Origin of the sequence: Sulfitobacter undariae (genome assembly GCF_014196805.1) — a bacterium.
Taxonomy (GTDB): domain Bacteria; phylum Pseudomonadota; class Alphaproteobacteria; order Rhodobacterales; family Rhodobacteraceae; genus Sulfitobacter; species Sulfitobacter undariae.
On record NZ_JACIEI010000004.1, the window covers coordinates 1 to 23,599 of the forward strand.

The 23,599-nt window shown below is 53.2% G+C and carries 21 protein-coding genes and 2 tRNA genes; 17 read left to right on the forward strand and 6 right to left on the reverse strand.

The genetic code is table 11. From position 1 onward, the window contains the following. Nucleotides 1-60: 60 nt before the first annotated feature. Entirely contained in the window at nt 61-513 is a 453-nt protein-coding gene (locus GGR95_RS08025) for a FliH/SctL family protein (protein ID WP_184564629.1), read from the reverse strand. Continuing rightward, a complete protein-coding gene (fliF, locus tag GGR95_RS08030) occupies nt 510-2,141 on the reverse strand; it encodes a flagellar basal-body MS-ring/collar protein FliF (RefSeq protein ID WP_184564630.1) in 1,632 nt (543 codons plus the stop codon). Before fliF ends, GGR95_RS08025 begins: the two co-directional genes overlap by 4 nt. A 95-nt stretch (nt 2,142-2,236) precedes the next feature. Here fliF and GGR95_RS08035 point away from each other — a divergent pair, with 95 nt between their 5' ends. From GGR95_RS08035 to GGR95_RS08105, 15 genes are all read left to right on the forward strand, one after another. After that, nucleotides 2,237-2,752, forward strand: a complete 516-nt coding sequence (locus GGR95_RS08035; protein ID WP_425506384.1) for a flagellar basal body-associated FliL family protein — start codon at nt 2,237-2,239, stop codon at nt 2,750-2,752. A gap of 11 nt (nt 2,753-2,763) precedes the next feature. Then, on the forward strand, nt 2,764-3,159 hold the full coding sequence (locus GGR95_RS08040; RefSeq protein WP_184564632.1) for a hypothetical protein: 396 nt from the start codon (nt 2,764-2,766) through the stop codon (nt 3,157-3,159). Continuing rightward, complete coding sequence (locus GGR95_RS08045; protein WP_246423331.1) at nt 3,156-3,794, forward strand: MotE family protein; 639 nt, start codon at nt 3,156-3,158, stop codon at nt 3,792-3,794. Before GGR95_RS08040 ends, GGR95_RS08045 begins: the two co-directional genes overlap by 4 nt. Nucleotides 3,795-3,858: 64 nt before the next feature. After that, entirely contained in the window at nt 3,859-4,728 is an 870-nt protein-coding gene (motA, locus tag GGR95_RS08050; protein WP_184564634.1) for a flagellar motor stator protein MotA, read from the forward strand. Further along, nucleotides 4,725-6,989 carry a hypothetical protein gene (locus GGR95_RS08055; RefSeq protein WP_184564636.1) on the forward strand — a complete coding sequence of 755 codons (2,265 nt, stop codon included), beginning with the start codon at nt 4,725-4,727 and terminating at the stop codon, nt 6,987-6,989. Before motA ends, GGR95_RS08055 begins: the two co-directional genes overlap by 4 nt. A gap of 382 nt (nt 6,990-7,371) precedes the next feature. Next, nucleotides 7,372-9,450 (forward strand): flagellar biosynthesis protein FlhA, encoded by a 2,079-nt coding sequence (gene flhA, locus GGR95_RS08060; RefSeq protein ID WP_184564638.1) that lies wholly within the window; start codon nt 7,372-7,374, stop codon nt 9,448-9,450. Further along, entirely contained in the window at nt 9,447-10,220 is a 774-nt protein-coding gene (locus tag GGR95_RS08065) for a flagellar biosynthetic protein FliR (protein WP_184564640.1), read from the forward strand. The genes flhA and GGR95_RS08065 overlap by 4 nt, the downstream gene beginning before the upstream one ends. Then, nucleotides 10,217-11,302, forward strand: a complete 1,086-nt coding sequence (gene flhB, locus GGR95_RS08070; RefSeq protein WP_184564642.1) for a flagellar type III secretion system protein FlhB — start codon at nt 10,217-10,219, stop codon at nt 11,300-11,302. Before GGR95_RS08065 ends, flhB begins: the two co-directional genes overlap by 4 nt. Next, on the forward strand, nt 11,299-11,733 hold the full coding sequence (locus GGR95_RS08075; RefSeq protein ID WP_184564644.1) for a hypothetical protein: 435 nt from the start codon (nt 11,299-11,301) through the stop codon (nt 11,731-11,733). The genes flhB and GGR95_RS08075 overlap by 4 nt, the downstream gene beginning before the upstream one ends. A 362-nt stretch (nt 11,734-12,095) precedes the next feature. Continuing rightward, nucleotides 12,096-12,172, forward strand: a tRNA-Arg gene (locus GGR95_RS08080). A 251-nt stretch (nt 12,173-12,423) separates the two neighbouring features. Next, the gene (locus GGR95_RS08085; RefSeq protein WP_221384783.1) at nt 12,424-13,470 is read left to right on the forward strand and encodes a LacI family DNA-binding transcriptional regulator; all 1,047 of its coding nucleotides are present in this window, start codon (nt 12,424-12,426) and stop codon (nt 13,468-13,470) included. Then, complete coding sequence (locus tag GGR95_RS08090; RefSeq protein ID WP_184564646.1) at nt 13,467-14,690, forward strand: winged helix-turn-helix domain-containing protein; 1,224 nt, start codon at nt 13,467-13,469, stop codon at nt 14,688-14,690. The genes GGR95_RS08085 and GGR95_RS08090 overlap by 4 nt, the downstream gene beginning before the upstream one ends. Nucleotides 14,691-14,931: 241 nt before the next feature. Further along, a complete protein-coding gene (locus GGR95_RS08095) occupies nt 14,932-15,669 on the forward strand; it encodes a 5-oxoprolinase subunit B family protein (RefSeq protein ID WP_184564648.1) in 738 nt (245 codons plus the stop codon). Beyond that, nucleotides 15,666-16,694 carry a 5-oxoprolinase subunit C family protein gene (locus GGR95_RS08100; protein WP_184564650.1) on the forward strand — a complete coding sequence of 343 codons (1,029 nt, stop codon included), beginning with the start codon at nt 15,666-15,668 and terminating at the stop codon, nt 16,692-16,694. Before GGR95_RS08095 ends, GGR95_RS08100 begins: the two co-directional genes overlap by 4 nt. After that, entirely contained in the window at nt 16,694-17,461 is a 768-nt protein-coding gene (locus tag GGR95_RS08105; protein WP_184565045.1) for a 5-oxoprolinase subunit PxpA, read from the forward strand. Before GGR95_RS08100 ends, GGR95_RS08105 begins: the two co-directional genes overlap by 1 nt. Here GGR95_RS08105 and cueR read toward each other — a convergent pair. The 3 genes from cueR to GGR95_RS08120 form a co-directional block, all read right to left on the reverse strand. Beyond that, nucleotides 17,458-17,859, reverse strand: coding sequence for a Cu(I)-responsive transcriptional regulator (gene cueR, locus GGR95_RS08110; RefSeq protein ID WP_184564652.1), 402 nt, complete (start codon nt 17,857-17,859; stop codon nt 17,458-17,460). The genes GGR95_RS08105 and cueR overlap by 4 nt on opposite strands. Beyond that, nucleotides 17,860-20,325: a heavy metal translocating P-type ATPase gene (locus GGR95_RS08115; protein WP_184564654.1), complete on the reverse strand. Its 2,466-nt coding sequence runs from the start codon at nt 20,323-20,325 to the stop codon at nt 17,860-17,862. It lies immediately after the preceding gene. A 154-nt stretch (nt 20,326-20,479) separates the two neighbouring features. Then, nucleotides 20,480-20,555 (reverse strand) — tRNA-Lys (locus GGR95_RS08120). Nucleotides 20,556-20,660: 105 nt separating this feature from the next. Here GGR95_RS08120 and dapF point away from each other — a divergent pair. Then, complete coding sequence (gene dapF, locus GGR95_RS08125; protein ID WP_184564656.1) at nt 20,661-21,494, forward strand: diaminopimelate epimerase; 834 nt, start codon at nt 20,661-20,663, stop codon at nt 21,492-21,494. Next, nucleotides 21,491-22,744 (forward strand): tRNA (N(6)-L-threonylcarbamoyladenosine(37)-C(2))-methylthiotransferase MtaB, encoded by a 1,254-nt coding sequence (mtaB, locus tag GGR95_RS08130; protein ID WP_184564658.1) that lies wholly within the window; start codon nt 21,491-21,493, stop codon nt 22,742-22,744. Before dapF ends, mtaB begins: the two co-directional genes overlap by 4 nt. Before the next feature lie 75 nt (nt 22,745-22,819). On the opposite strand, the gene GGR95_RS08135 is transcribed toward mtaB, so the two are convergent. Then, a complete protein-coding gene (locus tag GGR95_RS08135) occupies nt 22,820-23,599 on the reverse strand; it encodes a cytochrome c1 (protein WP_184565047.1) in 780 nt (259 codons plus the stop codon).

Genomic DNA, 23,599 nt, shown 5'->3' on the forward strand with positions numbered 1-23,599 from the left:
GCTCACAGCCATCGTTGCAGGCCACAAACAAAGCCAGATCAACGATCTGCTACCGTGGAATTACGTCAAATAGGTGGGATCGACGCACCGCTTACGATCTTCTAGCAGATGCAAATGACTATCAGAGACTCTGATAGATATGCTTCCGCTGGTTTGGGAGGCAGCAAGGGCAACCAGCTGTTCAATGATTTGGGCGCGCATTGATACGTTGACTGTCTGTGGCAGCAAGGTTGTCATCATTTGCCCAAACAACGAATTCAAGCTGCGCGTAATGCGACTTAGCGCCTCTTGATAAGTGAATGAAAGATCACGCAAACTGTGCAAAAATTCACCGTCGATACTTTTTTGTTCAATAGCGTGGTTTTTGTCTGCATCAGCCCACCCTGCTTGATAGCCTTCTTCGAAGGCATGCACTTTTTGATCCTCTGCTTTTTCCAGCGGAATCAGGTCTTCTGGCGCGCCATCTGGACCTAAGGAACTGAAATCAGCGTAGCGGTGAGAAATCGAAATCATGCTTTTTCCTCCTTGTCTTCCAGCCAGCCACGCAAGATTTCGACAGTCTCCTCCTGCCGTTCGCCAATCATGTTGCGCAAACGGTCAACAGGATCTTGAGGGGAGCCATCGAATTGTTCACTTTTCTCCAGCGCGCCGGCCGCTGCGAACCCACTGCGAGGCAAGTTGTCTCCCATATCTTCAGCTTCCAACAACGCCATTCGGCTATTCTCATCTGCATCAGAAAAGCGGGTCATCGTTGCGTCTTGACCATCTTCCGGAGCGGCCAACGCGGGGATAGTGGCAGGCTGGCGGGTCAACACTGGGCGAATAACGAAGAGGCCAAGGATCAAAGTAACGATGGCGAGAACTAGCATTTGCAGTGCTGAAAGCAGGTCAAAGTCAAACTGATCCATTAATGATACACTCGCGGCAGTACCGGCCGGAGCAACACTTTGCAGGGCCATGGACTTCAACGTTATGATATCGCCACGCTCCGCATCGAAACCCACTGCCGACGAAACCAGTTCACGCAAAGCTTCTATCTCAACTGGATCGCGCGGCTGTGAGATAGTCTCCCCAGTCTCATCTAGTGAACTTGTCTCATTTACAAGAACAGCTACAGAAAGACGTTTAATAGCCCCCGGCGCGCGAATGATCTCTCTTTCGGTTTCAGAAACTTCATAGTTAATTCTTTCCCGTGTTTCACTATTCTGAGACGAAGATTTCCCGCCGCCCTCTGCATCCCCCTCGTCGGGCAGATTGCTCGCTACGGTGACGTCACCACCCTCATTTCCTTCTGCCGTATTGGTACGTTCTTCTGTGTCGCTGCTGATAGCAACGCGACCTTCTGGATCAAAACTACGTTCCCGAATCGCCTCACTCTCGGTGATTGTATCCACGCTGACTTCGACAACCGCATTCCCAAAACCAACCCGTGCTTCCAGCAGCCGCTGAACACGGTCGCGAAGGACTTGCGCCTTGTCGTCCCCTCCAGCGGTGGGAATCGTCTCTTCAGCTGGCCCGATTAGAGCCCCATTAGCGTCAATAACAGCCACATCTTCAGGAGAAAGCCCTGCCACCGCCGAAGCCACAAGATAGCGGACAGCTTTAGCTTGCGGCACCGATATTGCGCTTCCGTTCGGTGTTAACGAAACCGACGCTTTAGGCGTTACGCCACGCTGGAAAGGGTTTGAACCCGTGCTCGCGATGTGAACGCGGGCCATTGCAATCGCAGGGTTAGCGACGATTGTCCGCGCCAATTCACCTTCTTTGGCACGCCAGTATGCGGCATCAAACATCTGACTGGTGGTCCCAAACCCCGTCAATTGATCTAATAATTCATACCCGCGGTTCCCGTTGGCAGGCAATCCTTCGCTCGCCAAAGTAAGACGCAATTGATCCCGCTCTTTACTGTCCACAAAAATGGACCCGCCTCTCACTTCAAAAACGACGCCTCGCTGCTCCAACCCCCGAACGACATCGCCTGCTGCGCTGCTTTCCAGGCCCGCGTACAGTAATGTCATACTCGGCGCTGCAGTCATCCTTGCCATCGCAAGAATCGCAAAAAACATCACACCAGTCGCCACGACAACAATGAGTTGTCTCTTGAGCCCCAGTTTCATCCAAACATTCAGATATTGCTGCACAGTCGCCTCCGTCGCGCCAGACGTTCTGCCCAGCCTCAACAACAAAAATGACCGATCCAGCTTAACAACCCGTTAGTGCAATCGAGTCTATATCAATGGAAACAACAAAGGATGGAGACATTATGGCAACCGAAGCAGACATCACGGATGTTTTGCCCACAAAGTCAAAAATCCCCTTAACTGTCGGGTTGGTACTGGCCTTGGTCGGCGCTGGAGGCGGATTTTATGCGACATGGTCGGGCATGATTCTGGGCGACACAGATGCAACACACACCGAAAATACAAATGAAGACGTCAACAATTTCGCTGCGAACTTCGCCTTCGTCGAGGTCGACGCGATGGTCATCTCGATCGATAGTAAGCCTGTACGTCGCCTGCTCCGTTTCCGTGCCCAACTAGAAGTACCGAAGATGTATCAGGATGAGGTAACTACGCTCATGCCGCGTGTTGTTGACGTGCTCAACAGCTATTTACGCGCGTTGGAAGTGTCAGATCTGGAAGATCAGGCGGCCCTGGCAAGGTTGAGGGCACAAATGTTGCGCCGCGTTCAGATTGTGACGGGAACAGGCCGCGTCAACGACTTTTTAATCATGGAATTTGTATTAACATAAGGGGACATGCGATGGATATTATTGCAGATATCTTACTAATCTCAGGAGCGATCGGAGCAGGAGTTTACTGTCTCGTGCTTGGACGAAGGCTTAACAAGTTTAATGACTTAGAGAAGGGCGTCGGCGGGGCAGTGGCCGTTTTGTCAGCTCAAGTTGACGACCTGAATCGGACTTTAGCCGCCGCACAGAACACTGCCGCAGGCGCAGCGCAAACCTTAACTGACCTTTCAAAACGAGGCGAGGAGATTTCCCGCAAGTTGGAATTTCAAATGGCATCATTACACGATCTCCCCGAAGTGCCCAACACCTCGACACCTCAAAGGCCAGTAACCCCAACAACAGAATGCCCAACTACACCGATGTTCGCCCGACGCCTACACTCAGTCAATTCGGAAGAAGTTGTATGATGTTTCGTAGAATCAAAAAAATGGTTTCGCCTTCTGGCCGAGGCTCTGTGCTTACAATTTCCGCTCTACTAGTATGCTCAGCGGCCGCGCGATTGGTAGCGAGTGCCAGCGGTGCTCTTGCTCAGGACGGTTCGCTTCCAACCGAAGCCGTTCAGAACAAACAAGTACAGGTACCGACTGAGGAAGGAAACTCGCTACCAACATCTGAAGTAAAGGTTACGGCCAGAGATAATGTATCAAACCTTATTAAATCTCTACAACAGAGAGAAGCCCATGTTTCAGAACGTGAACAAAAGTTAGAAATGCGTTTACAAGCACTTAATGTAGCGGACGAGGAAATTGAAAAGCGGCTCGTGACTCTCACAGAGACTGAAGAAGCCCTCCGTGCGACATTGTCGCTCGCGGACGAAGCATCAGAAAAAGATCTACTTCAATTGATTTCCGTCTATGAAAGCATGAAGCCCAAGGATGCAGCTCTATTGTTCGAACAAATGGAGCCAAATTTTTCATCTGGCTTTTTAGGTCGGATGCGGCCCGATATTGCAGCTGAAATCATGGCCAATCTTACACCCCAGACAGCTTATTCTATCAGTGTTATTTTAGCGGGTCGCAATGCAAATGTCCCCAAGTCCTGAATTCTAAAGATGTTTCATTAATAACCCTCTGCGACAATAGCACAAACTGAAATTAGGAACTGAAATGATCGGCATAATTGGTATCGTGACCATCTTCGTTATGGTTTTTGGCGGCTACCTGCTCGCCGGGGGCAAAATGGGAATCATCCTGAAAACCCTTCCATTCGAAATCGTCATTATTTGTGGGGCAGCCCTGGGTGCTTTCATGATTAGCAACGATGGCCCCGCAATAAAGCACACACTAAAAGACATAAGCAAAGTGTTTAAAGGCCCAAAATGGAAACATGAAGACTATCGTGACTTACTCTGTCTGTTGTTTGAATTGATACGCTTGGCACGTCAAAACCCTGTAGCCGTAGAAGAGCATATCGAATCCCCAGAGGATTCTGACATATTCAAAAAATACACAAAAATTTTGGCCGATAGTGAAGCCGTTGCGCTGATATGTGACACCATGCGATCCGCATCCATGAACTACGACGACCCGCATCAAGTAGAGGAGGTGTTAGATAAAAGAATGGAGGCAAACCTAGAACATGCTATGCATTCCAGCCATGCACTTCAGGTGGTTGCAGATGGTCTTCCAGCGCTTGGAATCGTAGCGGCGGTGCTGGGTGTCATAAAAACAATGGCATCCATCGACCAACCTCCGGAAGTGTTAGGTAAGTTGATCGGTGGCGCGCTCGTTGGAACATTTTTAGGTGTTTTTCTAGCTTACGGATTAGTCGGGCCTTTTGCCGCGAGGGTAAGCGATACCATTAAAGATGATGCACATTTTTACCAATTAATCAGAGAGGTTCTAGTAGCCAACCTTCATAATCACGCTACGAATATCTGCATCGAAGTTGGCCGGCAAAACACTCCTTCGCATTGCCGCCCCAGCTATGGAGAACTCGAAGAAGCGCTCAAAGCACTGAAGCAGAGTGCAGCATGAAGTTATTTCTAATGGTGATTTCAATTATCCTTGTCACGGCATTTGCGGCTTCTGCGCAGCAGCTTTCCGTTCGGTCGGGTGACCACCCATCATTCAGTCGATTAACTATACCGATAAATGGAACCGAAAACTGGGCAGCTCGCCGAACCCATGAAGGTATAGTTGTTACCTTGCCGGAGCATAAGGGTGGCTTTGACATCAGCGACGTTTTTACTCGCATGCGTCGTGACCGAATTACCGCGCTGGATGTTTCTGAAAATTCGCTTACTATTCGCGTCGATTGCGCTTGCGATGCCGCAACTTTTCGCAGCGGCCAGTTGTTGGTGATCGACGTCGCAGATGCAGGTATTAAACTGCTTGGGCGGCCCTTAAATGTGCCACAGCCAGCACTACATAATCAGTTGAAAACTCAAGCGACAGCTATCCGTGTAGGAGAGGCTGTATTGCCCTGGGTCGGCAGTAATGCTCCAATTTTTAAAGCCCCATCTTTCAAAAGAACACTGGAAAAGAACCGAACTTCACCCAAACAAAAAACATCAGTCCTCGATCAAAACGCCCGCCTAAACGAAGCTCGGAAAAGCATTTTAGGAGAAGTTGCAAACGCAGCAAGTACCGGGCTACTAACGCATAGCACAGCTAGGTCCGCTCCCGCATTGACCCCGAGCGCCAAACAGGCACAGCGCCCATCTCTCGAACCAAGAGAGCTACCTAAATTACCCACCAGCAAATCACCTAATTTACGCATAAGTAATAGTAAGGATCGACCATTTGACACTTTACCCCCCATTTTCAATACAGGTGCAGTAATTGAGGCCTGCCCCAGTTCAACATTATTCGATGTTGCCAGCTGGGGGAATGAAACCTCTTTTTCCTCGCAAATTGGGCCTGCGCGAAACGCCCTTATGAACGCACGCGACCAGCTTGAACTCGACGCAGCTAAAAATTTGGCACAACTATATCTGTACTTTGGCTTTGGGGCAGAGGCTCTCAATACATTGCACCTAGATCCGCAACTTAGCTCAAATTCTCCACACCTTACAGATATGGCCAACATTTTCGAACACGGCACCCTAACACGTCCAAATTCACTCGTCGCGCATACGAACTGCGCTACAGATGTAGCTCTCTGGGCCAGCATCGGACTAAACAATATTACTACCGATGTATTGATAGATGCTAAGGCGGCACTCCGAGCCTTAAACAGACTACCAACACATCTTAGGCTTACACTGGCGCCCGCACTTAGCGAAGTTTTATTACAATACGGCAACAAAGACGCTGCTGCTGCTGCATTGCGCAGCATAGAAAGGCTACCGAACGGTCTCGCTCCAAATGCTCAACTAGCTCAAGCGGCTCTTTCCGAAGAAATAGGAAATCCCACGGACACTTTACTTCAGGATATAGCAAGCACGAATAGTGCTGAATCCCCAGCCGCGCTTATCCAACTGGTACGAAATAAGGTAAAGGCAGATGAGCCACTTTCTTATCAAACTGTCACGCTAGTTGAAGCATATGCTCATGAGTTTCGTGGGACGCAATTGGGCAATCAACTGCGCCAGACACAAATCTTGGCCCTCAATCAATCTGGTCAATTCGAAAGGGCCTTAACTGCGCTTGATGCCCTCACCCCATCGTTATCACCAGCTACTATCACCAGATTGCGCCAATCAGTATACGAATACCTGACAAAGAATGCGCCTGATCAAGTATTTCTCGAGAGAACATTCGAGCTTGATCCAAACTCAATGCACGCGTTCACAAATGAGACCAAACTTCTTTTAGCCTCGCGGTTGATGGATTTAGGGTTTGCAGCCGAGGTTCAAAAGGTTTTAGCGACAATTCCAGACACTCCTCGCCAGAAAAATCGCCAGATCCTAGCGGCTCGAGCTGCAATTACGCTACATCAACCTTTTCAAGCACAAGCCTCCCTTATTGGACTTGATGGAGCTGACGTCGCACTGCTATCGGCCCAAGCAAAAGAAATGTCTGGCGCGCACGGTGACGCTGCAAAAATTTATGCAGACAATGATGCAACTATACAAGCAAGTCGCGCAGCGTGGCTATCTGATGAGTGGCGGGAACTCACTCCTTCAGACGAAGAGGGCTTTGGTGCAGTTTCCAACCTAGTTCAACAACAACCTATAATCGATGACGCAAATATCGGCCCAATAGCCCGTGCAAATAGAATACTTCAGGAAAGCGGCACAGCCCGAGCAACACTACAAGAATTTTTACTAAACCCTCTCGTCAACATTGAATAAAAATAATCAACTCCGATTTAAAAATTGACCGAAAATAAACCTGAAACTTATACGCTGTCTTTCATCCGAAGAACGCGGCGAAGTCGAGGTCCCGAATGCATATTTACATATATATAAATTCAACAAAAAAGATTATGATTAAAAGAGCGTCGATCAAAATACAATATAGGCTTCACTCGTTCACCCGACTTTATAATAAAATTTCTAACCTCTCAGATAAAAATTCTTTGGTCGATCACATTTCGAAAAAACTTAGTTCACTCTCCTTCTCCACTTGCAAAGTAAGCATCACTGAATTGATGCGTATACCTCACATCAAATCGAGAATTGTCACTCTCTATCAAAGCCATTCGACTTCTGCTCTTTCCGAAGGGGCTGACGTATGACGTTTTCCCTTCGCGCCATGTATCAACCAACAGTTCTTTTAGCCGTCGCTTTAATGATGATCATTGTAATGATGATCTTGCCCATGCCTGCATGGATTCTCGATGCAGGCCTAGCCGCATCCTTTGCTCTGGCTATCCTGATTTTCACAGTGACCCTCTTTATAGAACGTCCTCTCGACTTTTCTGCCTTCCCCACCATCTTACTAGCATCCCTCATGCTCCGGCTTTCACTTAACGTATCCTCAACGAAACTGATCATTGGAGAAGGGCATACGGGGACAGATGCGGCCGGAAATGTCATTCAGGGCTTCGCACAATTTGTCATGGGTGGGTCTGTTTTCCTCGGCTTGGTTGTTTTTTGCGTTTTGTTAATTGTAAACTTTATGGTCATCAACAAAGGCGCTACCCGTATGGCCGAGGTCGGTGCGCGCTTCGCTCTTGACGGTATGCCCGGAAAGCAAATGGCAATTGATAGCGATATGTCGGCTGGTGCAATTACCCATGAAGAAGCCAAAGAGCGCCGCTGGCTAGAACAGCAAGAAACTACTTTTTTCGGTTCTCTCGACGGCGCTTCCAAATTTGTGAAGGGTGACGCAATTGCTGGCTTATTAATCACTTTACTTAATCTAGTTGCTGGATTGGTCATGGGCACGCTGGTTCACGGAATGCCACTAAGCAATGCGTTTGAAACCTATGCAATTTTGACCGTGGGCGACGGACTTGTATCCCAGATCCCCGCCGTGATCATCTCGATCGCTTCTGCACTGCTACTCGCTCGAGGGGGCGCACAAGGCTCAACTGACCTAGCCGTTTTTTCTCAACTCAGTAAACATCCTGCGGCACTGGCGACTGTCGCGTGCCTGATGATGCTTTTCGCTCTAGTCCCCGGCATGCCCTTTGTTCCATTTATGGTTGGCGCGGTAGCGCTGGGGTATCTCTCTTTCCACACCTATAGAAAGGCCCAAAACGCCGTCACCGCTCAGCCGGAAGATGTGCAACAATCGGCACCTCGTGAAAAGCCAATGGGAGACATCCTTGAGATTGACGACATCCATGTCGAATTTGCACCAGATCTTGTAAATATGATTCTGGATTCGGGGACCGGATTGGATGCAAGAATAGTAAACATGCGAAATCATGTCGCATCAGTCTTCGGCATAATTTTACCAGAAATCCGTCTGACAGATAACCCCGGCCTTCCCTTGGGAACCTATCTACTCCGCATCCAAGGCGTCGAGCATGCGCGAGCCGTATTAAACCCGCATCAAGTGTTGGCACTCACTCCCCCGAACCCAGAAGTGTTACCCTCGGGCGTCGATACGATTGAACCCGTTTATGGCGCTCCAGCTCGGTGGATCAACCAAAATGATCAAGAAGACGCTGCTGTTAGCGGCATCACACTTGTCACACCGGCAGAAATCCTTGCGACCCATCTTCTTGAAATTGTGAAACGTAACCTTCCTCGTATTTTGACACTCAAATCTCTCAGAAGACTTTTGGAAGAGATGGTCAACATCTCATCACCCGCTCGCGCGGAAGCCAACCGCAAGCTTTTAGACGAGTTGATCCCGGACAAAGTTCCTGTTGATGTTCTCCATTCTGTTTTACGCCTATTGCTTGCCGAACAGGTATCAATCCGCAACCTCCCGCTGATCTTGGAAGCAATTGCAGAAGCTCGTGGGCAAAATGCACAACCAGAGGCGATATGTGAGCTGGTGCGCCAAAAGTTGGGTTTTCAACTGGTCGCTGAATTGCGCCGCGAGGACGGCACCTTGCCCCTAGTGCAACTTGCACCAGAATGGGAAGAAACCTTTAATGCCTATCAGGTTGATGCGGACCGGGGATTGGATATCGCTTTGCCGCCAAATCTATTCAATAAACTTGCGGACGGGGTGTCACACAAACTGAACGAGGCGAACAGCAACGGAATTTTCCCCGCAGTCGTAACCAATACACGCCGTCGTCGTTTTTTACATACTGTAATGCGCGCCAAAGGCATCACCTCGCCCGTCCTCTCTTTCGAAGAAATAGGGTTGGATGCGCGCCCCTCGCTTGTCGGGGTAGTTCCTGCATGATTCAGGAACTCGCTGAGTTAACGGAAGTCACAAATACACTATTGTGGAAGGGATTCGCTGTATTCTTGCGCGTAAGCGCCCTTGTCAGTTTGCTTCCCGCATTTGGTGAACAATCGATCCCCGCCAAAATCAAACTGAGCATCGCACTCGCGTTCACCTTGATCATAGCTCCGGCTGTTGTAGTTCCCGCCTTACCCATTCAACTTGATACAACTCTGTGGCTCACTTTGACTGAGATCACCGCTGGTCTTATTTTGGGGATTGGCCTTCGCATGTTTGTCCTCGTGCTCCAAACAGCAGGCTCAATCGCGGCGCAATCCACGTCACTGTCCCAAGTATTGGGCGGTGCCATAGCAGAACCTGTACCGGCCATGGCGCACACCCTTGTAGTAAGCGGGCTGGCGCTTGCAGTTATGACGGGTTTGCATGTTCGGTTTGCCCAGATGGTTATCTTTTCATATGAAATGTTACCGATGGGCCGCCTCCCAAATGGCGCCGACGTGTCCGAGTGGGGACTGGATCAAGTTCGCCGCGCCTTTACCCTTGGGTTCACGCTGGCAGCGCCCTTTGTGATCTTGTCGATCCTATACAACGTCGCGCTTGGCGTTATAAACAAGGCAATGCCTCAATTGATGGTGGCCTTTGTCGGTGCGCCTGTAATTACCGCAGGTGGCTTGATGTTACTTTGCCTGTCCGCTCCCTCTCTCCTCTCGACATGGCTGGAAGCGCTCAACAGTTTCACAGCAAACCCGTTAGAGGCAGTGCCATGAGTGAAGGTGAAGATCCCGCTGACAAGAGTTACGACGCATCGCCGGAAAAGTTGCTTGAGGCACGCAAGAAAGGTGATGTTGCCAAATCCAACGACTTATTAACAGCCTCCGCCTATTTCGGTCTTTTGATAGCTCTGCTTACAACCGGAGCCAGCAGCTTCAACCATCTGGGTACTGCAATGATGGCCCTCATCGATCAAGCTGACACATTGGCGGGCCTATTTTTTCAAGGCAGCTCTACCGCTCTATCAGCTGGGCTTTTGCAGGCAGTAATTTGGGCAATGGCTCCGATTTTCTTGTTTCCTGCTGTCGGTGTGATCGTCGCCCTCTTTGCGCAAAAAGCATGGGTATTTGCCCCAAGCAAGATCGAACCGAAACTCAGCCGCATATCCATAATTTCCAATGCGAAAAACAAGTTTGGTCAAGACGGGCTATTCGAATTTTTCAAAAGCTTTGTAAAACTGATTATCTACGCCGCTTGCCTCGCCTTTTTCATTCGCACGTGGCTTCCTGAAATGATTGGCGTTTTACAAACCACTCCCCAAATAGCCATCATGCTGTTGGTCAAAATTTGCACGTCGTTTTTAACGGTCGTTGTTGTGGTCTCTGGCCTGATCGGTGGCATTGACGCCTTATGGCAACACGCCTCTCATATGCGCAAAAACAGAATGTCTCGCAAAGAAGTGACTGACGAAGCCAAAAACAGCGAAGGTGATCCGCACCTCAAGCAAGAGCGCCGCCAACGCGCCCTGACAGCGTCACAAAACCAGATGATGAAGGACGTGCCATCAGCAGATGTGATAATTGTAAACCCGACTCACTATGCCGTTGCTTTGAAGTGGAGCCGCTTACCATCTGAAGCCCCAGTTTGCATTGCAAAAGGTGTCGATGAATTGGCAGCAACAATCCGGCGCCTTGCAGCCGAAGCAGGGGTTCCTATCCACTCAGACCCTCCTGCGGCACGTGCGTTATATGCTTCCGTCGAAATTGGGTCACAAATCCGCCAAGAGGACTACGCCCCTGTAGCCGCTGCAATTCGCTTTGCTGAAGATATGCGCCAGCGCGCAAAAGGGGGAATATGAGTGTAATTAGCGACCTAAAAGAAATGCAAAAACTGGTGGACGTTAAATACCGACAGCAACAAGAGAGTTTTGCGCGGTTACTTATCCAAGAAGACAGCTTACGCAAATCCCTCCTCAGAGTGGACGAACATTTGGCAGACAGTCGATGCAACGCAGATGCAGATCAAAAAGAGATTGGTGCCGATATCCTATGGCAGGCATGGCTGGGTCGTAAAAAAAAGGAGCTGAACATGCATTTGGCGAAGGTGCTTGCAACAAAAGAACAGCACATCGAACAAGTCCGGAAGGCATATGGAAAGGTGCGAATTACCAATGCGCTACTGAGTGATGAGAGCAAGAAAGCCAAACAAAAACGAGAGAAAATCCAATTGGATCGTACTCTCGATTCCGCAGCGGCACAGCATTTCAAGGGCGCTTTTCGGCCTTGTTAGGGTGCATCCAGTTTACTGGCCCGCCTTCACATGCAGCCGTCTGGCACCAATCTAATGACACGAGTTATGATCCTCCAGCAGACCACTGTGCCCAAGCAAAACAATGGCTCCAATTTGACCGAATCTGTCAGGCTTTTGTACCTCGTTGAAATTGAAAAGTGACCAGATACACAATGACGCATTCAACGAACTGCGGTTGAATGGGCCAAGTGCCTAGGTGGAGATTTCGTGCCAATGTTTACCCGTAAGCTTTCCAACCTAGCTGATACAAATTTGAATATTTTCCTAATGCGGGAATACTTGCAATCGAAGGGCCCCCGTTGACAACAGCTAGACCTTCGCGGAGAAAGAGTTCGAAATGAGGGCCGTTAGCTCATCTGGATAGAGCGCCAAATTCCTAATTTGGAGGCAGCAGGTTCGAGTCCCGCACGGCCCACCACTTTCAAAATGACATCTAGCGCCACACAACGCTATATCGCGTCACCCTCACACCATAGTCTACTTTTTCATTTAAAATTTCCAAAATCACCAAAGCCCCCACAGGGCCACTTTACCAAACCATCCCTAAACAATCCCCATTTCCCGTTGCGTGGTGCAATTACTAAGGTAAGTTTTTGACAGTTTGCGGATCGCCGATTGCCTGTTCAAGTCTCTACCTCTACGCTACGATTAACGAAATTGCCCAGCAGGATGTACGCTTTGTCACATGCCCCCAAACGCCCGTTAACCTTGCGCGATGTCTCGGAGGCCTGTGGTGTCTCGGAAATGACAGTCAGCCGCGTTTTGCGTAAAAGCGGCGATGTGTCCGCCGCCACCCGTGAGCGGGTTCTGGCGACGGCCAAAGAGTTGGGCTATGTGCCCAACCAGATCGCAGGGTCCTTGGCCTCGCAACGCGTCAACCTTGTGGCGGTCATCATTCCCTCGCTCAGCAACATGGTTTTCCCCGAAGTCCTCAACGGCATCAACGCCGCCTTTGATGACACGCCGTTGCAGCCGGTTGTCGGCGTAACGGATTATCGGCCCGAAAAAGAAGAGCAGGTTCTTTATGAGATGCTTTCTTGGCGGCCCTCTGGTGTGATCATTGCAGGGCTGGAGCATTCAGAGGCAACCCGCGCCATGCTGTTAAACTCCGGCATTCCTGTGGTTGAGATCATGGATGTCGATGGCAATCCCATAGACTCTGTTGTGGGGATTTCCCACCGGCAAGCAGGCCGCGATATGGCCAAAGCTATCTTGCGCGAAGGGTATGAACGCATTGGTTTTGTGGGTACTAAGATGCCTTTGGATCACCGTGCCCGTAAACGGTTTGAGGGCTTCACCGAAGCGCTTGCCAAAGAGGGGATCGAGATCGAAGACCGCGCATTTTACTCTGGCGGCTCAGCCTTATTAAAGGGCCGCGAGATGACAAAAGAGATGCTGGATCGCTCACCTGATCTGGATTTTCTGTACTATTCCAATGATATGATTGGCGCAGGCGGTTTGCTGCATCTGCTGGATCAGGGCATCGATGTGCCGGGCCAGATCGGGCTGGCGGGGTTCAACGGCGTTGAGTTATTGGCAGGTTTGCCACGGCAACTGGCCACAACAGACGCCTGCCGCCGCGAAATCGGCATTGAAGCGGCAAAGATCATTCTGAACGCCTCCAGCACCGAGCCTGACCCAGACATGCCCAAGTCCATCACAATGAAGCCAACGCTGTCGCTGGGAGATACGTTGCGCCGCCGCAAGCGCGGATGACGCTACCCCGACTGAGCAATACCGCTGCAAGGCGCATTTTTCTGGACCGTCACGCGCTGCTGGACACCCCGCAAGGGCCTGCGGATAGCGAGGCGCTGCTGGCGGTGATCAAGCAGTTGGGGTTTGTGCAACTCGACAGTATCAATACCGTCGCACGTGCCCATGATCTGATCCTCTTTGCACGCAAACCGCGTTATCGCACCGAGGATTTGAAGCGTCTGTATGAACGTGAACAAGGGCTATTTGAGCATTGGACCCATGATGCGGCAATGATTCCGCTGGAGTACTACCCGCAATGGCACATGCGCCGCACGCGGGACGCGGCCAAGCTTAAACGCCAATGGCGCAACTGGCGCAGGGACGGGTTTGAAGAACAGCTTCAAGGCGTGCTGGACCATATCCGCGATCACGGGGCGTCTGGGTCCTCAGATGTAGGGCGCGATGAAAAACGCGGATCTGGCGGGTGGTGGGATTGGCACCCGTCCAAAACTGCTTTGGAATACCTGTGGCGCAGCGGCGCCTTGCATGTTGTCGGGCGCGAAGGCTTTCAAAAACGGTATGACCTGACAGAACGGGCATTGGGCGCAATGGCCCACAACGATCCCCCACTGACCGACGCAGAAACCATCGACTGGTGCTGCGCAGGCGCGTTAGACCGTCTCGGCTTTGCGACCTCGGGCGAGATCGCTGCATTTTGGGCACATGTGACCTCTGCCGAGGCAAAAACATGGTGCACCCAAGCGCTATCTGACGGGCGCATCGAAGAGATCGAGATAACCGGAGATGATGGCACGGTTAAACGCGCCTTCGCCCGTGCGGGTCTGGCCGATGATACCGCAGTACAGACCCCCGCCAGCCAACGTCTACGCGTGCTCAGCCCTTTTGATCCAGCATTGCGCGACCGCAAGCGGGCCAAATTCCTGTTCGGTTTTGACTATCGGATCGAAGTATTTGTGCCCGAGGCAAAACGCGTCTTTGGCTATTACGTCTTTCCATTGCTGCAAGGGGAACAGTTGGTCGGGAGGGTGGATATGAAAGCCTTTCGTGCCGAAGACACCCTGCGCGTTAAAGCGCTCTGGCCAGAAACAGGTGTCACATGGGGCAAGGGGCGACAGGCCGCTTTTGATGCGGAACTAGAGCGAATCAAACGCTTGGCGGGAGTCAGCAAAATTGAATTCACGTCAGAGTGGCTCAAACCTCCCAGCGAACACCAGTTTTAGAAGACCTGTTCCTTGCTGAACCGCTTGGCAGCCAACCGCCTACAATGTGGTCATACGTGGTGCCTGCCCTTCCATTTCGGCGCAAACATCCACCTGCACAATCAACTTTGACATCGCGCTCTTTCTTGTCCCTCGGCCAACGGATACGATGGCCGCGAACCTAAACTTTATCCGCTACTGGCACCTCCCTCACTTCTGACGCCGGTATTACCGCCACTTTTATCGCGAAAGGCCCGTGAACATGGCTGATTACCCCCGCATCCGCCGCGTTGGCCTGTCTGGCCTGCTGGTTCAGTTCGGAGACGGGATGAGCGAGCCCGCCAACCGCGCCGCTATCGCGCTGCGTGCTGCCGTTGACGCCCAAGACTGGCCCGAAGTACGTGAGACCTCGACATCGCTTGTCTCCACCTTTGTCAGTGCTGATCTGGTTTCAACAGCGCCCGAGGCATTGACCGAAAAGCTGCAAGAGCTGCTGCACGCCCAAGACTGGTACAACGCCCCCCTCCCCGCGGGCCGCACCTTGTGGGAAATCCCGACGCTTTATGGCACCGATGAAGCCCCGCAACTGGAAGAGGCCGCCGAGGCAGCAGGCGTGTCCACGCAAACCGCGATTGAGGAGTTATCAAGCGCCCGTGTACGTGTGTTGACCATCGGTTTTGCCCCCGGTCAGCCTTATACAGGTGAACTGCCTCCGCATTGGAACATCCCCCGCCAACAGGCGCTGACCAAATCCGTGCCAGCAGGCGCGCTGGTGGTGGCGATCCGACAGTTGATTGTTTTCACCAACGCCTCGCCCACAGGGTGGCGACATGTGGGGCAAACCGCCTTTCGGACCTTCCGACCAAACAACCAAACGCCTATCGCCCTCACGCCAGGGGATGAGATATGCTTTCCTTCCATTACGGCCGCCGAATTCGCGCGGATCAAAACGGCAGATAGCAGCGGTGATGGCGGCGCACAGCGGAGGGTGCTGACATGAGCGCATTGTTAGAGGTCCTCTCTTGCGGTCCTGCCGTAACCGTACAGGACATGGGCCGGGAGGGGTTTTTAGCCCAAGGCCTGACACGTGGCGGCGCAGCGGATATTACCGCGTTGCACGAAGGTGCGGCCCTGTTGGGGCAATCAACGCAACTGGCCGCGCTAGAGATGGTGGGGATGGGCGGCAGTTTTCGCGCCACCGCAGATATCCGCATCGCGCTGACAGGCGCGCCGATGGCCGCAACATTGGACGACGAACCGCTGACATGGAACGCCAGCCACCTGATGCCAGCGGGCGCAACGCTCAAGATCGGCGGGGCGCGAAATGGCACTTATGGCTATCTGCACATCGGTGGCGGCGTTGATATCCCACTGATGATGGGTGCCCGCAGTGCGCACCTGAGCGCCGGATTGGGTGAAGCGCTCAGCGCAGGTAGCAGCCTCCCCCTTGGCAAGGACAAAGGCAACGGCACGGGCATGACCCTGCCCGTCGAAAACCGTTTTGAAGGCGGATGCATCCGCGTCACCACTTCGATGCAAACCGATCTCTTCGACGCCGAAACCCAAGCCCGTTTCAGCAGCACCGCCTTTCGCCGCGATGCACGCGGCAACCGCATGGGTGTGCGTATGGATCACGATGGCGCCCCCTTCACTGCCGCAGGTCAGCTCACCATTTTGTCAGACGTTATTGTGACGGGCGATATCCAGATTACAGGTGACGGCGCACCGTTTGTATTGATGTGCGAAAGCCAGACCACAGGCGGTTATCCCCGCATCGGCACGGTGCTCCCTTCTGATCTGGCCCGTGTAGCACAAGCCCCTACGGGTGCGGCGCTGTCCTTTGCTTTCGTTGATTTGGAAGAGGCCCGCAAGATTGAACAACGTGCCATGACGGCCCGTGCCGCGCTTGGCGGCTCTGTCACACCGCTGGTGCGTGACCCGCATGACATCCGTGATCTTCTATCTTACCAGTTGATCAGCGGTGCGGTATCGGCCACATCCAACCCTATCACATCAGAGGAATAATCATGCGTGTAGACCTGAATGCCGATATGGGCGAAAGCTTTGGCCCGTGGAAAATGGGCGATGATGCGGCGTTGTTGCGCACCGTGACTTCGGCAAACATCGCTTGTGGCGGTCACGCAGGCGATGCCGATGTGATGGCTGCGACAATGACGCTGGCCCATGACAACAACGTCGGCATTGGTACGCACCCGGGCTTCATGGATTTGGCGGGTTTCGGGCGCAATCGCATGTCCGTTCCACGCGGCACGTTGCAAAACCAAATCCGCTATCAGGTCGCTGCCAGCATCGGCATGGCGCGCAGCGTTGGCGCCAAAGTCCGCCACCTCAAGCTGCACGGCGCCTTGGCCAACATGGCATCAGAAGACCCCATTTTGGCACGTGATCTATATGAGGCTGCCCTATCGGTCGACCCTGATCTGATCGTAATGATCCTCGCGGAAACAGCCCAACAACAAGCGGTAAAAGAGCTGGGCTGTGCTTGGGCAGGTGAGATTTTCGCGGACCGTGCCTATAATGACAACGCGACATTGGTAGACCGCAGCCTTGCTGGAGCGGTGATCCACGATCCCGCCATCGCAGGGGCGCGAATGGTTGAAATGGTCAAGGCAGGCGCAATCATTACTGAGAGCGGCAAACACATCCCCGCTGCCATCGACACGATCTGTCTGCATGGCGACACGCCCACGGCTGTGCAAATCGCACAATCCGTACGCGCAGCGTTGGAAGCGGCAGGCATCACCGTGCAAACATTTGAAGGCCGCCGCTAGTCTGCTTTCGACGGCATCGTCTCTAACGTATTGAGAATCGGGCAATCGGGGCGGTGATCGCCCGCGCAGGCATGCACCAGATTAGACAATGTATCGCGGATCGCTTGCAGGTCTGCGATTTTGCTCTCGATCTGGGCCAGATGCTCTTGCGCAATCGCGCGCACATCTGCGCTGGCGCGGTCCTGATCATCCCAAAGCGCCAACAGGTTACGGCAATCCTCAATCGTGAATCCCAAGGCACGTGAACGGGCCAAAAAGGCCAGTTTGTGCATGTCACTGTCGCGAAAGCTTCGGTAACCGTTTGCGTCCCGTAGGGGCGTGATCAGCCCGATGTCCTCGTAATAGCGGATGGTTTTTGGCGGTAGCCCTGCCTGTTTTGCGACTTCTCCGATGTTCATTTACGCCTCCTGTGCCGCTGTCACGGGCTTCACCCACCGCAGACGTAAAGCATTGGAAAGAACAAATACACTCGACAGCGCCATGGCGCCCGCCGCCAGTGCGGGCGATAACATCAGCCCGAACAGCGGATAAAACACACCCGCGGCAACAGGGATCAGCAATGCGTTATAGCCAAAGGCCCAGAACAGGTTCTGCCGGATATTCTGCATCGTGTGACGGCTGATGTGCAGCGCGTTCACAACACCGTTCAAATCGCCCGACATCAACACGACATCTGCCGCCTCGATTGCCACGTCGGTGCCTGTACCAATCGCAATCCCTACATCCGCCGTGGCCAATGCGGGTGCATCGTTGATGCCATCCCCGACAAAGGCCACCTTGCGTCCGCCGATCTCCAGTCTGCCTATTGCCTCAACTTTGCCTTCGGGCAAAACCTCTGCCACCACCGTATCAATACCCAACTGTGTGGCGATGGCATCGGCTGTGCCACGGCTGTCTCCCGTGATCATGGCGACCTCTAGCCCCATGTCATGCAGCTGAGCTATAGCGGCGGCGGTGGTGGATTTAATCGGGTCTGACACCGCGATCACTGCTGCCAGCCTGCCATCAATCGCGGCATAAAGCGGGGTTTTACCCACCTGCCCCAATTCATCGCCAAAGTTTTTTGCGTCTCCCAACTCGACACCGTCGCGCAACATCAGACGCTCTGCCCCGATGAGAATTTTGCGGCCCTCGACCTCGGCACTGACCCCGTATCCTGTGAGGGATGCGAAATCATCCACTGGCGCAAGCGACTGACCCGATTGCGCCGCACGACGCACTATCGCCGCTGCAATTGGATGTTCGGACATGGCTTCTACCGACGCCACAAGGCGCAGCACATCTGACTCCTCGAAACCCTCTGTGATCCGGAGGTCCGTCAACTCTGGCCGCCCTTCGGTCAGCGTGCCTGTCTTATCCAGCGCGATCACTTGCACATCACTCAGCGTTTGCAGCGCCGCCCCTTGCCGGAACAAAACGCCCATCTCTGCCGCACGGCCCGTGCCCACCATGATAGAGGTCGGCGTGGCCAACCCCATCGCACAGGGGCAAGCGATGATCAAAACGGCCACCGTCGCCACCAAGGCAAAGCTAAGCGCAGGATCAGGGCCAAACACCATCCAAAGTACAAACGTGACCAAAGCCACCGCCATAACCGCAGGCACAAACCACAAGGTGATTTTATTCACCAGATCTTGGATTGGCAGCTTGGCCCCTTGCGCTTCTTCGACCATGCGAATGATCTGGGCCAGCATCGTATCGCCCCCCACCGCAGTCGCCTGAAAGGTTAACGCACCCGTACCGTTTACCGTGCCACCGATCACAGTAGCGTCCGCAGCTTTCTCAACAGGGACAGGTTCACCGCTAATCATGCTTTCATCTACGTAAGACGCGCCGGTGATCACCTTGCCGTCCACCGCAATTTTTTCGCCCGGACGCACAAGAATCAGATCGCCGATCACTATGTCCTCCACCGCGATCTCCGAGATTTCGCCATTTCGGTCTACGGAAGCCGTTTTAGGTCTCAGCCCAACCAATTTGCGGATCGCCTGCCCTGTACGGCCTTTGGCACGGGCCTCTAGATAGCGGCCTAGCAGAATCAGCGTCACAATCACCGCTGCCGCCTCAAAGTACACCACGCGCGTGCCTTCAGGCAGCAATGTAGGCGCAAACAATGCAACGGTAGAGAACCCCCAAGCCGCCAGCGACCCCAGCGCGACCAAGGAATTCATGTCAGGCGCTGCTTTGAGCAGTGCGGGAAACCCGATGCGGTAAAACTGCCGACCGGGCCATGCCATGACCAGTGTGGTTAACACAAACTGAACCGACCAACTGACCGACATGCCCAGCGTCCCCATGACCCAGCGATGGATAAACGGAAAGGCATGGCTTCCCATCTCTAAAACAAACACAGGAAGTGTTAGCACGGCGGCCACAATCGTCATCTTTCTAAGATGCGCTGCCTCTTCGGCCTTTTTATCATCCCTCGATGCGCTATCACGTCGATCTACAATCTGCCGTGCAGGATAGCCCGCACTGGTTGCTGCTTGGGCCACCTCCTCTGCGGTAGCGCCCAAAGCTTGCACAACGGCCTCCTCCTGCGCAAGGTTCACCGTAGCCGAGACCACGCCACGGGTCGCAGCCAAGGCACGCTCCACGCGCCCCACACAAGAGGCGCAGGACATCTTCTCGATGGAAAAGCGGTAGGTCTGCAATTCTGCCGGATAGCCAGCCTGTTCCAGCGCGGCGGCCAGTGTGGCAGGCTCAAACCCAGCATCAACTGTAACTGTCGCCGTTTCGGCGGCAAGGTTCACCTGCGCGGCCTGCACCCCGTCTATGCCCGCCAAAACCTTCTCGACACGCCCCACACAGGACCCACAGTTCATTTGGCCAATGCCAAAAGTAAGATTATTCTGATCAGACATTGCGGAACCTTTTACGTTGCTTCCCCCTTTAGATAGGAGTTCCAGTCACTGGAAGGTCAAGCGGTATTCTCGAAATAATTTGATATCAGGAATATGGGCCAAGCCCTTGGAAACACTAAAGGGCCAGCAGTTTCCTGCTGACCCTTTGAATGAGTGGTGAGCCCGTCGGGATCCGAACCCGAGACCTACTGATTAAAAGTCAGTTGCTCTACCAGCTGAGCTACAGGCCCACTGTCGCGCTGTCTAGAAAGGTCTGGGCATCGGGTCAACCCCATAACGTACGATTTTCTCGCTGACTGCTGGAATAAACTGCGCGCTACCGCTATATCCGCCGAATGACCCATAAAAAACGCCCCCTATTACCCTTTATGAAAATGCACGGCCTTGGAAACGATTTTGTCGTGTTCGATGCTCGTGCTGATGAATTAGAGCTGACTGAAAATATTGTCCGTGCCATTGCCCATCGACAGAAGGGAATCGGATTCGATCAACTGACCGTCATCACCAAAGGTGCAGGCGATGCCCATCTGACGTTTTACAACGCCGATGGTTCAACATCTGCCGCCTGTGGCAATGCCACCCGCTGCATTGCGCGCTACCTGATGGACACCACAGGCGCGCAGTCATTGCACCTGACGACGGATCGTGGCGATCTGTTTGCGGTGGATGCTGGCGACGGCATGACCTCAGTTAACATGGGCCACCCGCAGCTTGAGTGGGATCAGGTACCTTTGGCCGAGCCGATCGACACGTTGGCCCTTCCCATCGAAGGTACACCTGTTGCGACGGGCATGGGAAATCCCCATTGCACATTTTTCGTGGATGACGTCGCTACCATTGATCTTGCCGCTTTCGGCGCCATGCATGAACATCACCCCCTCTATCCGCAGCGCACCAACGTGCAAGTCGCCCAAATCATCGGCGAGGATCACATCCGCATGCGCGTCTGGGAGCGCGGTGTGGGCGTGACACTGGCCTCAGGCTCATCCTCATGCGCCACAGCCGTTGCAGCAGCACGGTTGGGCCTCACAGGGCGCGCTGTGCGCATTGATCTGGACGGTGGCACCTTGCACATTGACTGGCGCGAAGATGGCGTCTGGATGACAGGTGAGACAATGCATGTCGCCGATGGTACATTCACTGCTGAATTTATCGCGAGCTGCTCATGACTGCGCCTGTTTTCTCAAACCATGGCTGCCGTTTGAACCAGTACGAACTGGAAGCCATGAAAGAACTGGCTGACGAAGCTGGCCTACGTGATGCGATTGTGGTCAACACCTGCGCCGTCACCGCCGAGGCCGTGCGCAAAGCCCGCCAAGACATTCGCAAACTTCGCAAAGCCAATCCAAACGCCCGCCTGATCGTCACAGGCTGCGCCGCACAGACCGAACCCGCAACCTTCACCGCCATGGACGAAGTGGATGTGGTGATCGGTAATACCGAAAAGATGTTGGGTGAGACGTGGCATGGGCTGGCCGCTGACTTCATCGGCGAAACAGAAGCACTTCAGGTTGATGACATCATGTCTGTCACCGAAACAGCGGGCCATCTGATCGACGGATTCGGCACCCGCAGCCGCGCTTATGTTCAGGTCCAGAATGGCTGCGACCATCGCTGTACTTTCTGCATCATCCCTTATGGCCGTGGCAATTCCCGTTCGGTTCCTGCCGGCGTTGTGGTGGATCAGATCAAACGGCTGGTCGACAAAGGCTATAACGAAGTTGTGCTGACAGGCGTTGACCTGACCTCTTGGGGCGCTGACCTACCTGCGGCACCGCGTTTGGGTGATCTGGTGATGCGAATCTTGCGATTGATTCCCGATTTACCCCGCCTGCGGATCAGTTCAATTGATTCCATTGAGGTGGATGAGAACCTGATGCAGGCCATCGCAACCGAGCCGCGATTGATGCCGCATTTGCACCTGTCCCTACAACACGGCGACGATATGATTCTCAAGCGCATGAAACGCCGCCACCTGCGCGACGATGCCATTGCGTTCTGCACCGAAGCGCGCAAACTGCGCCCAGATATGACCTTTGGTGCAGATATCATTGCGGGTTTCCCCACAGAAACCGACGCGATGTTTGCCAACTCGCTCAAGTTGGTTGAGGACTGTGACCTGACTTGGCTGCATGTCTTTCCCTACTCAGCCCGTATCGGCACCCCTGCTGCCCGCATGCCAGCCGTGAATGGCGCGGCGATCAAAGCGCGCGCCGCACAACTTCGTGCAGCGGGTGATGCGCAGGTTCAGCGCCACCTGGGCGCGCAAGTGGGTCAATTGCATGACGTTCTGATGGAGAACCCGACGATGGGTCGTACGGCCCAATTTGCGGAAGTAGATTTCACATCCCCGCAACAAGAAGGGTCAATTGTGCGGACACAGATCACTGGGCTGCAAGGCACACGGCTCACAGCCTAACCCCAGCCCGTTTAGAAATGAAAACGCCCGCCAAGCAGGACTTGGCGGGCGTTTTGTTTTCGGTATCTGGTCAGATCAGTCTTTGTATTTAACTGGTGCCCAGATGCGTTTGTTTGTCAGATACAGCAGAACCGACAGCAGCGTCAGGAACAGCACACCCGCAAAACCGGCTTGCTTGCGCGCGCCCATTTTAGGTTCAGCCGTCCACATCAGGAACGCAGCAACGTCTTCCGACATGGCTTCGATATTGTTTTCGCTGCCATCCTGAAACTCAACCGCTTCGTCATAAAGCGGCGGTGCCATCGCGATCCAACCACCCGGGAAATACGGGTTTTCATAGAGCGTCGTACCCGCCTGTGTCTTTTCCTCGCCAGTATAGCCATGCAAAAGCGTAGCAATATATTCGGCACCGCCGGTGCCTTTCATCAGCTGGTTAATACCCAGCCCATATGGGCCATGGAAGGCCGCACGTGCCTTTGCCATCAATGACAGGTCAGGCGCATTTGAGATGGATGACTTTGGGAAGTGATCCACCGGAAGCGCAGGACGGAAGTCGTCAAGCTCGGCGTCGAATACTTCAAAATTCTTAGCATATTGGATCACTTGATCTTCTGGCAGGCTTGGGCCACCCGCATCGCCAAGCGTCCGAATTGGGACCTGCTTCAACCCGTGACAAGCAGAACAAACCTCAGTGTAGATTTGCAAGCCGCGTTGAAGTTGGTTCACATCATAGCTGCCAAAAGGACCGTCAAAGGAAAAGTCGATGTCATCGATCTTTTTGCCGCCGCCACCCGCTGCAAATGCAGCAGGTGCGGTCAGAGCCAATACGGCGGAGAGAAGAGTTGCTTTGATCAT

Excerpts from the sequence above, each read along its gene's own strand:
- GGR95_RS08025 (WP_184564629.1), bottom strand. The coding sequence starts at position 513 with ATGATTTCGATTTCTCACCGCTACGCTGATTTCAGTTCCTTAGGTCCA.
- GGR95_RS08035 (WP_425506384.1), top strand. The coding sequence starts at position 2,237 with ATGGAAACAACAAAGGATGGAGACATTATGGCAACCGAAGCAGACATC.
- GGR95_RS08040 (WP_184564632.1), top strand. The coding sequence starts at position 2,764 with ATGGATATTATTGCAGATATCTTACTAATCTCAGGAGCGATCGGAGCA.
- GGR95_RS08045 (WP_246423331.1), top strand. The coding sequence starts at position 3,156 with ATGATGTTTCGTAGAATCAAAAAAATGGTTTCGCCTTCTGGCCGAGGC.
- motA (WP_184564634.1), top strand. The coding sequence starts at position 3,859 with ATGATCGGCATAATTGGTATCGTGACCATCTTCGTTATGGTTTTTGGC.
- GGR95_RS08055 (WP_184564636.1), top strand. The coding sequence starts at position 4,725 with ATGAAGTTATTTCTAATGGTGATTTCAATTATCCTTGTCACGGCATTT.
- flhA (WP_184564638.1), top strand. The coding sequence starts at position 7,372 with ATGACGTTTTCCCTTCGCGCCATGTATCAACCAACAGTTCTTTTAGCC.
- GGR95_RS08065 (WP_184564640.1), top strand. The coding sequence starts at position 9,447 with ATGATTCAGGAACTCGCTGAGTTAACGGAAGTCACAAATACACTATTG.
- flhB (WP_184564642.1), top strand. The coding sequence starts at position 10,217 with ATGAGTGAAGGTGAAGATCCCGCTGACAAGAGTTACGACGCATCGCCG.
- GGR95_RS08075 (WP_184564644.1), top strand. The coding sequence starts at position 11,299 with ATGAGTGTAATTAGCGACCTAAAAGAAATGCAAAAACTGGTGGACGTT.
- GGR95_RS08085 (WP_221384783.1), top strand. The coding sequence starts at position 12,424 with ATGTACGCTTTGTCACATGCCCCCAAACGCCCGTTAACCTTGCGCGAT.
- GGR95_RS08090 (WP_184564646.1), top strand. The coding sequence starts at position 13,467 with ATGACGCTACCCCGACTGAGCAATACCGCTGCAAGGCGCATTTTTCTG.
- GGR95_RS08095 (WP_184564648.1), top strand. The coding sequence starts at position 14,932 with ATGGCTGATTACCCCCGCATCCGCCGCGTTGGCCTGTCTGGCCTGCTG.
- GGR95_RS08100 (WP_184564650.1), top strand. The coding sequence starts at position 15,666 with ATGAGCGCATTGTTAGAGGTCCTCTCTTGCGGTCCTGCCGTAACCGTA.
- cueR (WP_184564652.1), bottom strand. The coding sequence starts at position 17,859 with ATGAACATCGGAGAAGTCGCAAAACAGGCAGGGCTACCGCCAAAAACC.
- GGR95_RS08115 (WP_184564654.1), bottom strand. The coding sequence starts at position 20,325 with ATGTCTGATCAGAATAATCTTACTTTTGGCATTGGCCAAATGAACTGT.
- dapF (WP_184564656.1), top strand. The coding sequence starts at position 20,661 with ATGACCCATAAAAAACGCCCCCTATTACCCTTTATGAAAATGCACGGC.
- mtaB (WP_184564658.1), top strand. The coding sequence starts at position 21,491 with ATGACTGCGCCTGTTTTCTCAAACCATGGCTGCCGTTTGAACCAGTAC.
- GGR95_RS08135 (WP_184565047.1), bottom strand. The coding sequence starts at position 23,599 with ATGATCAAAGCAACTCTTCTCTCCGCCGTATTGGCTCTGACCGCACCT.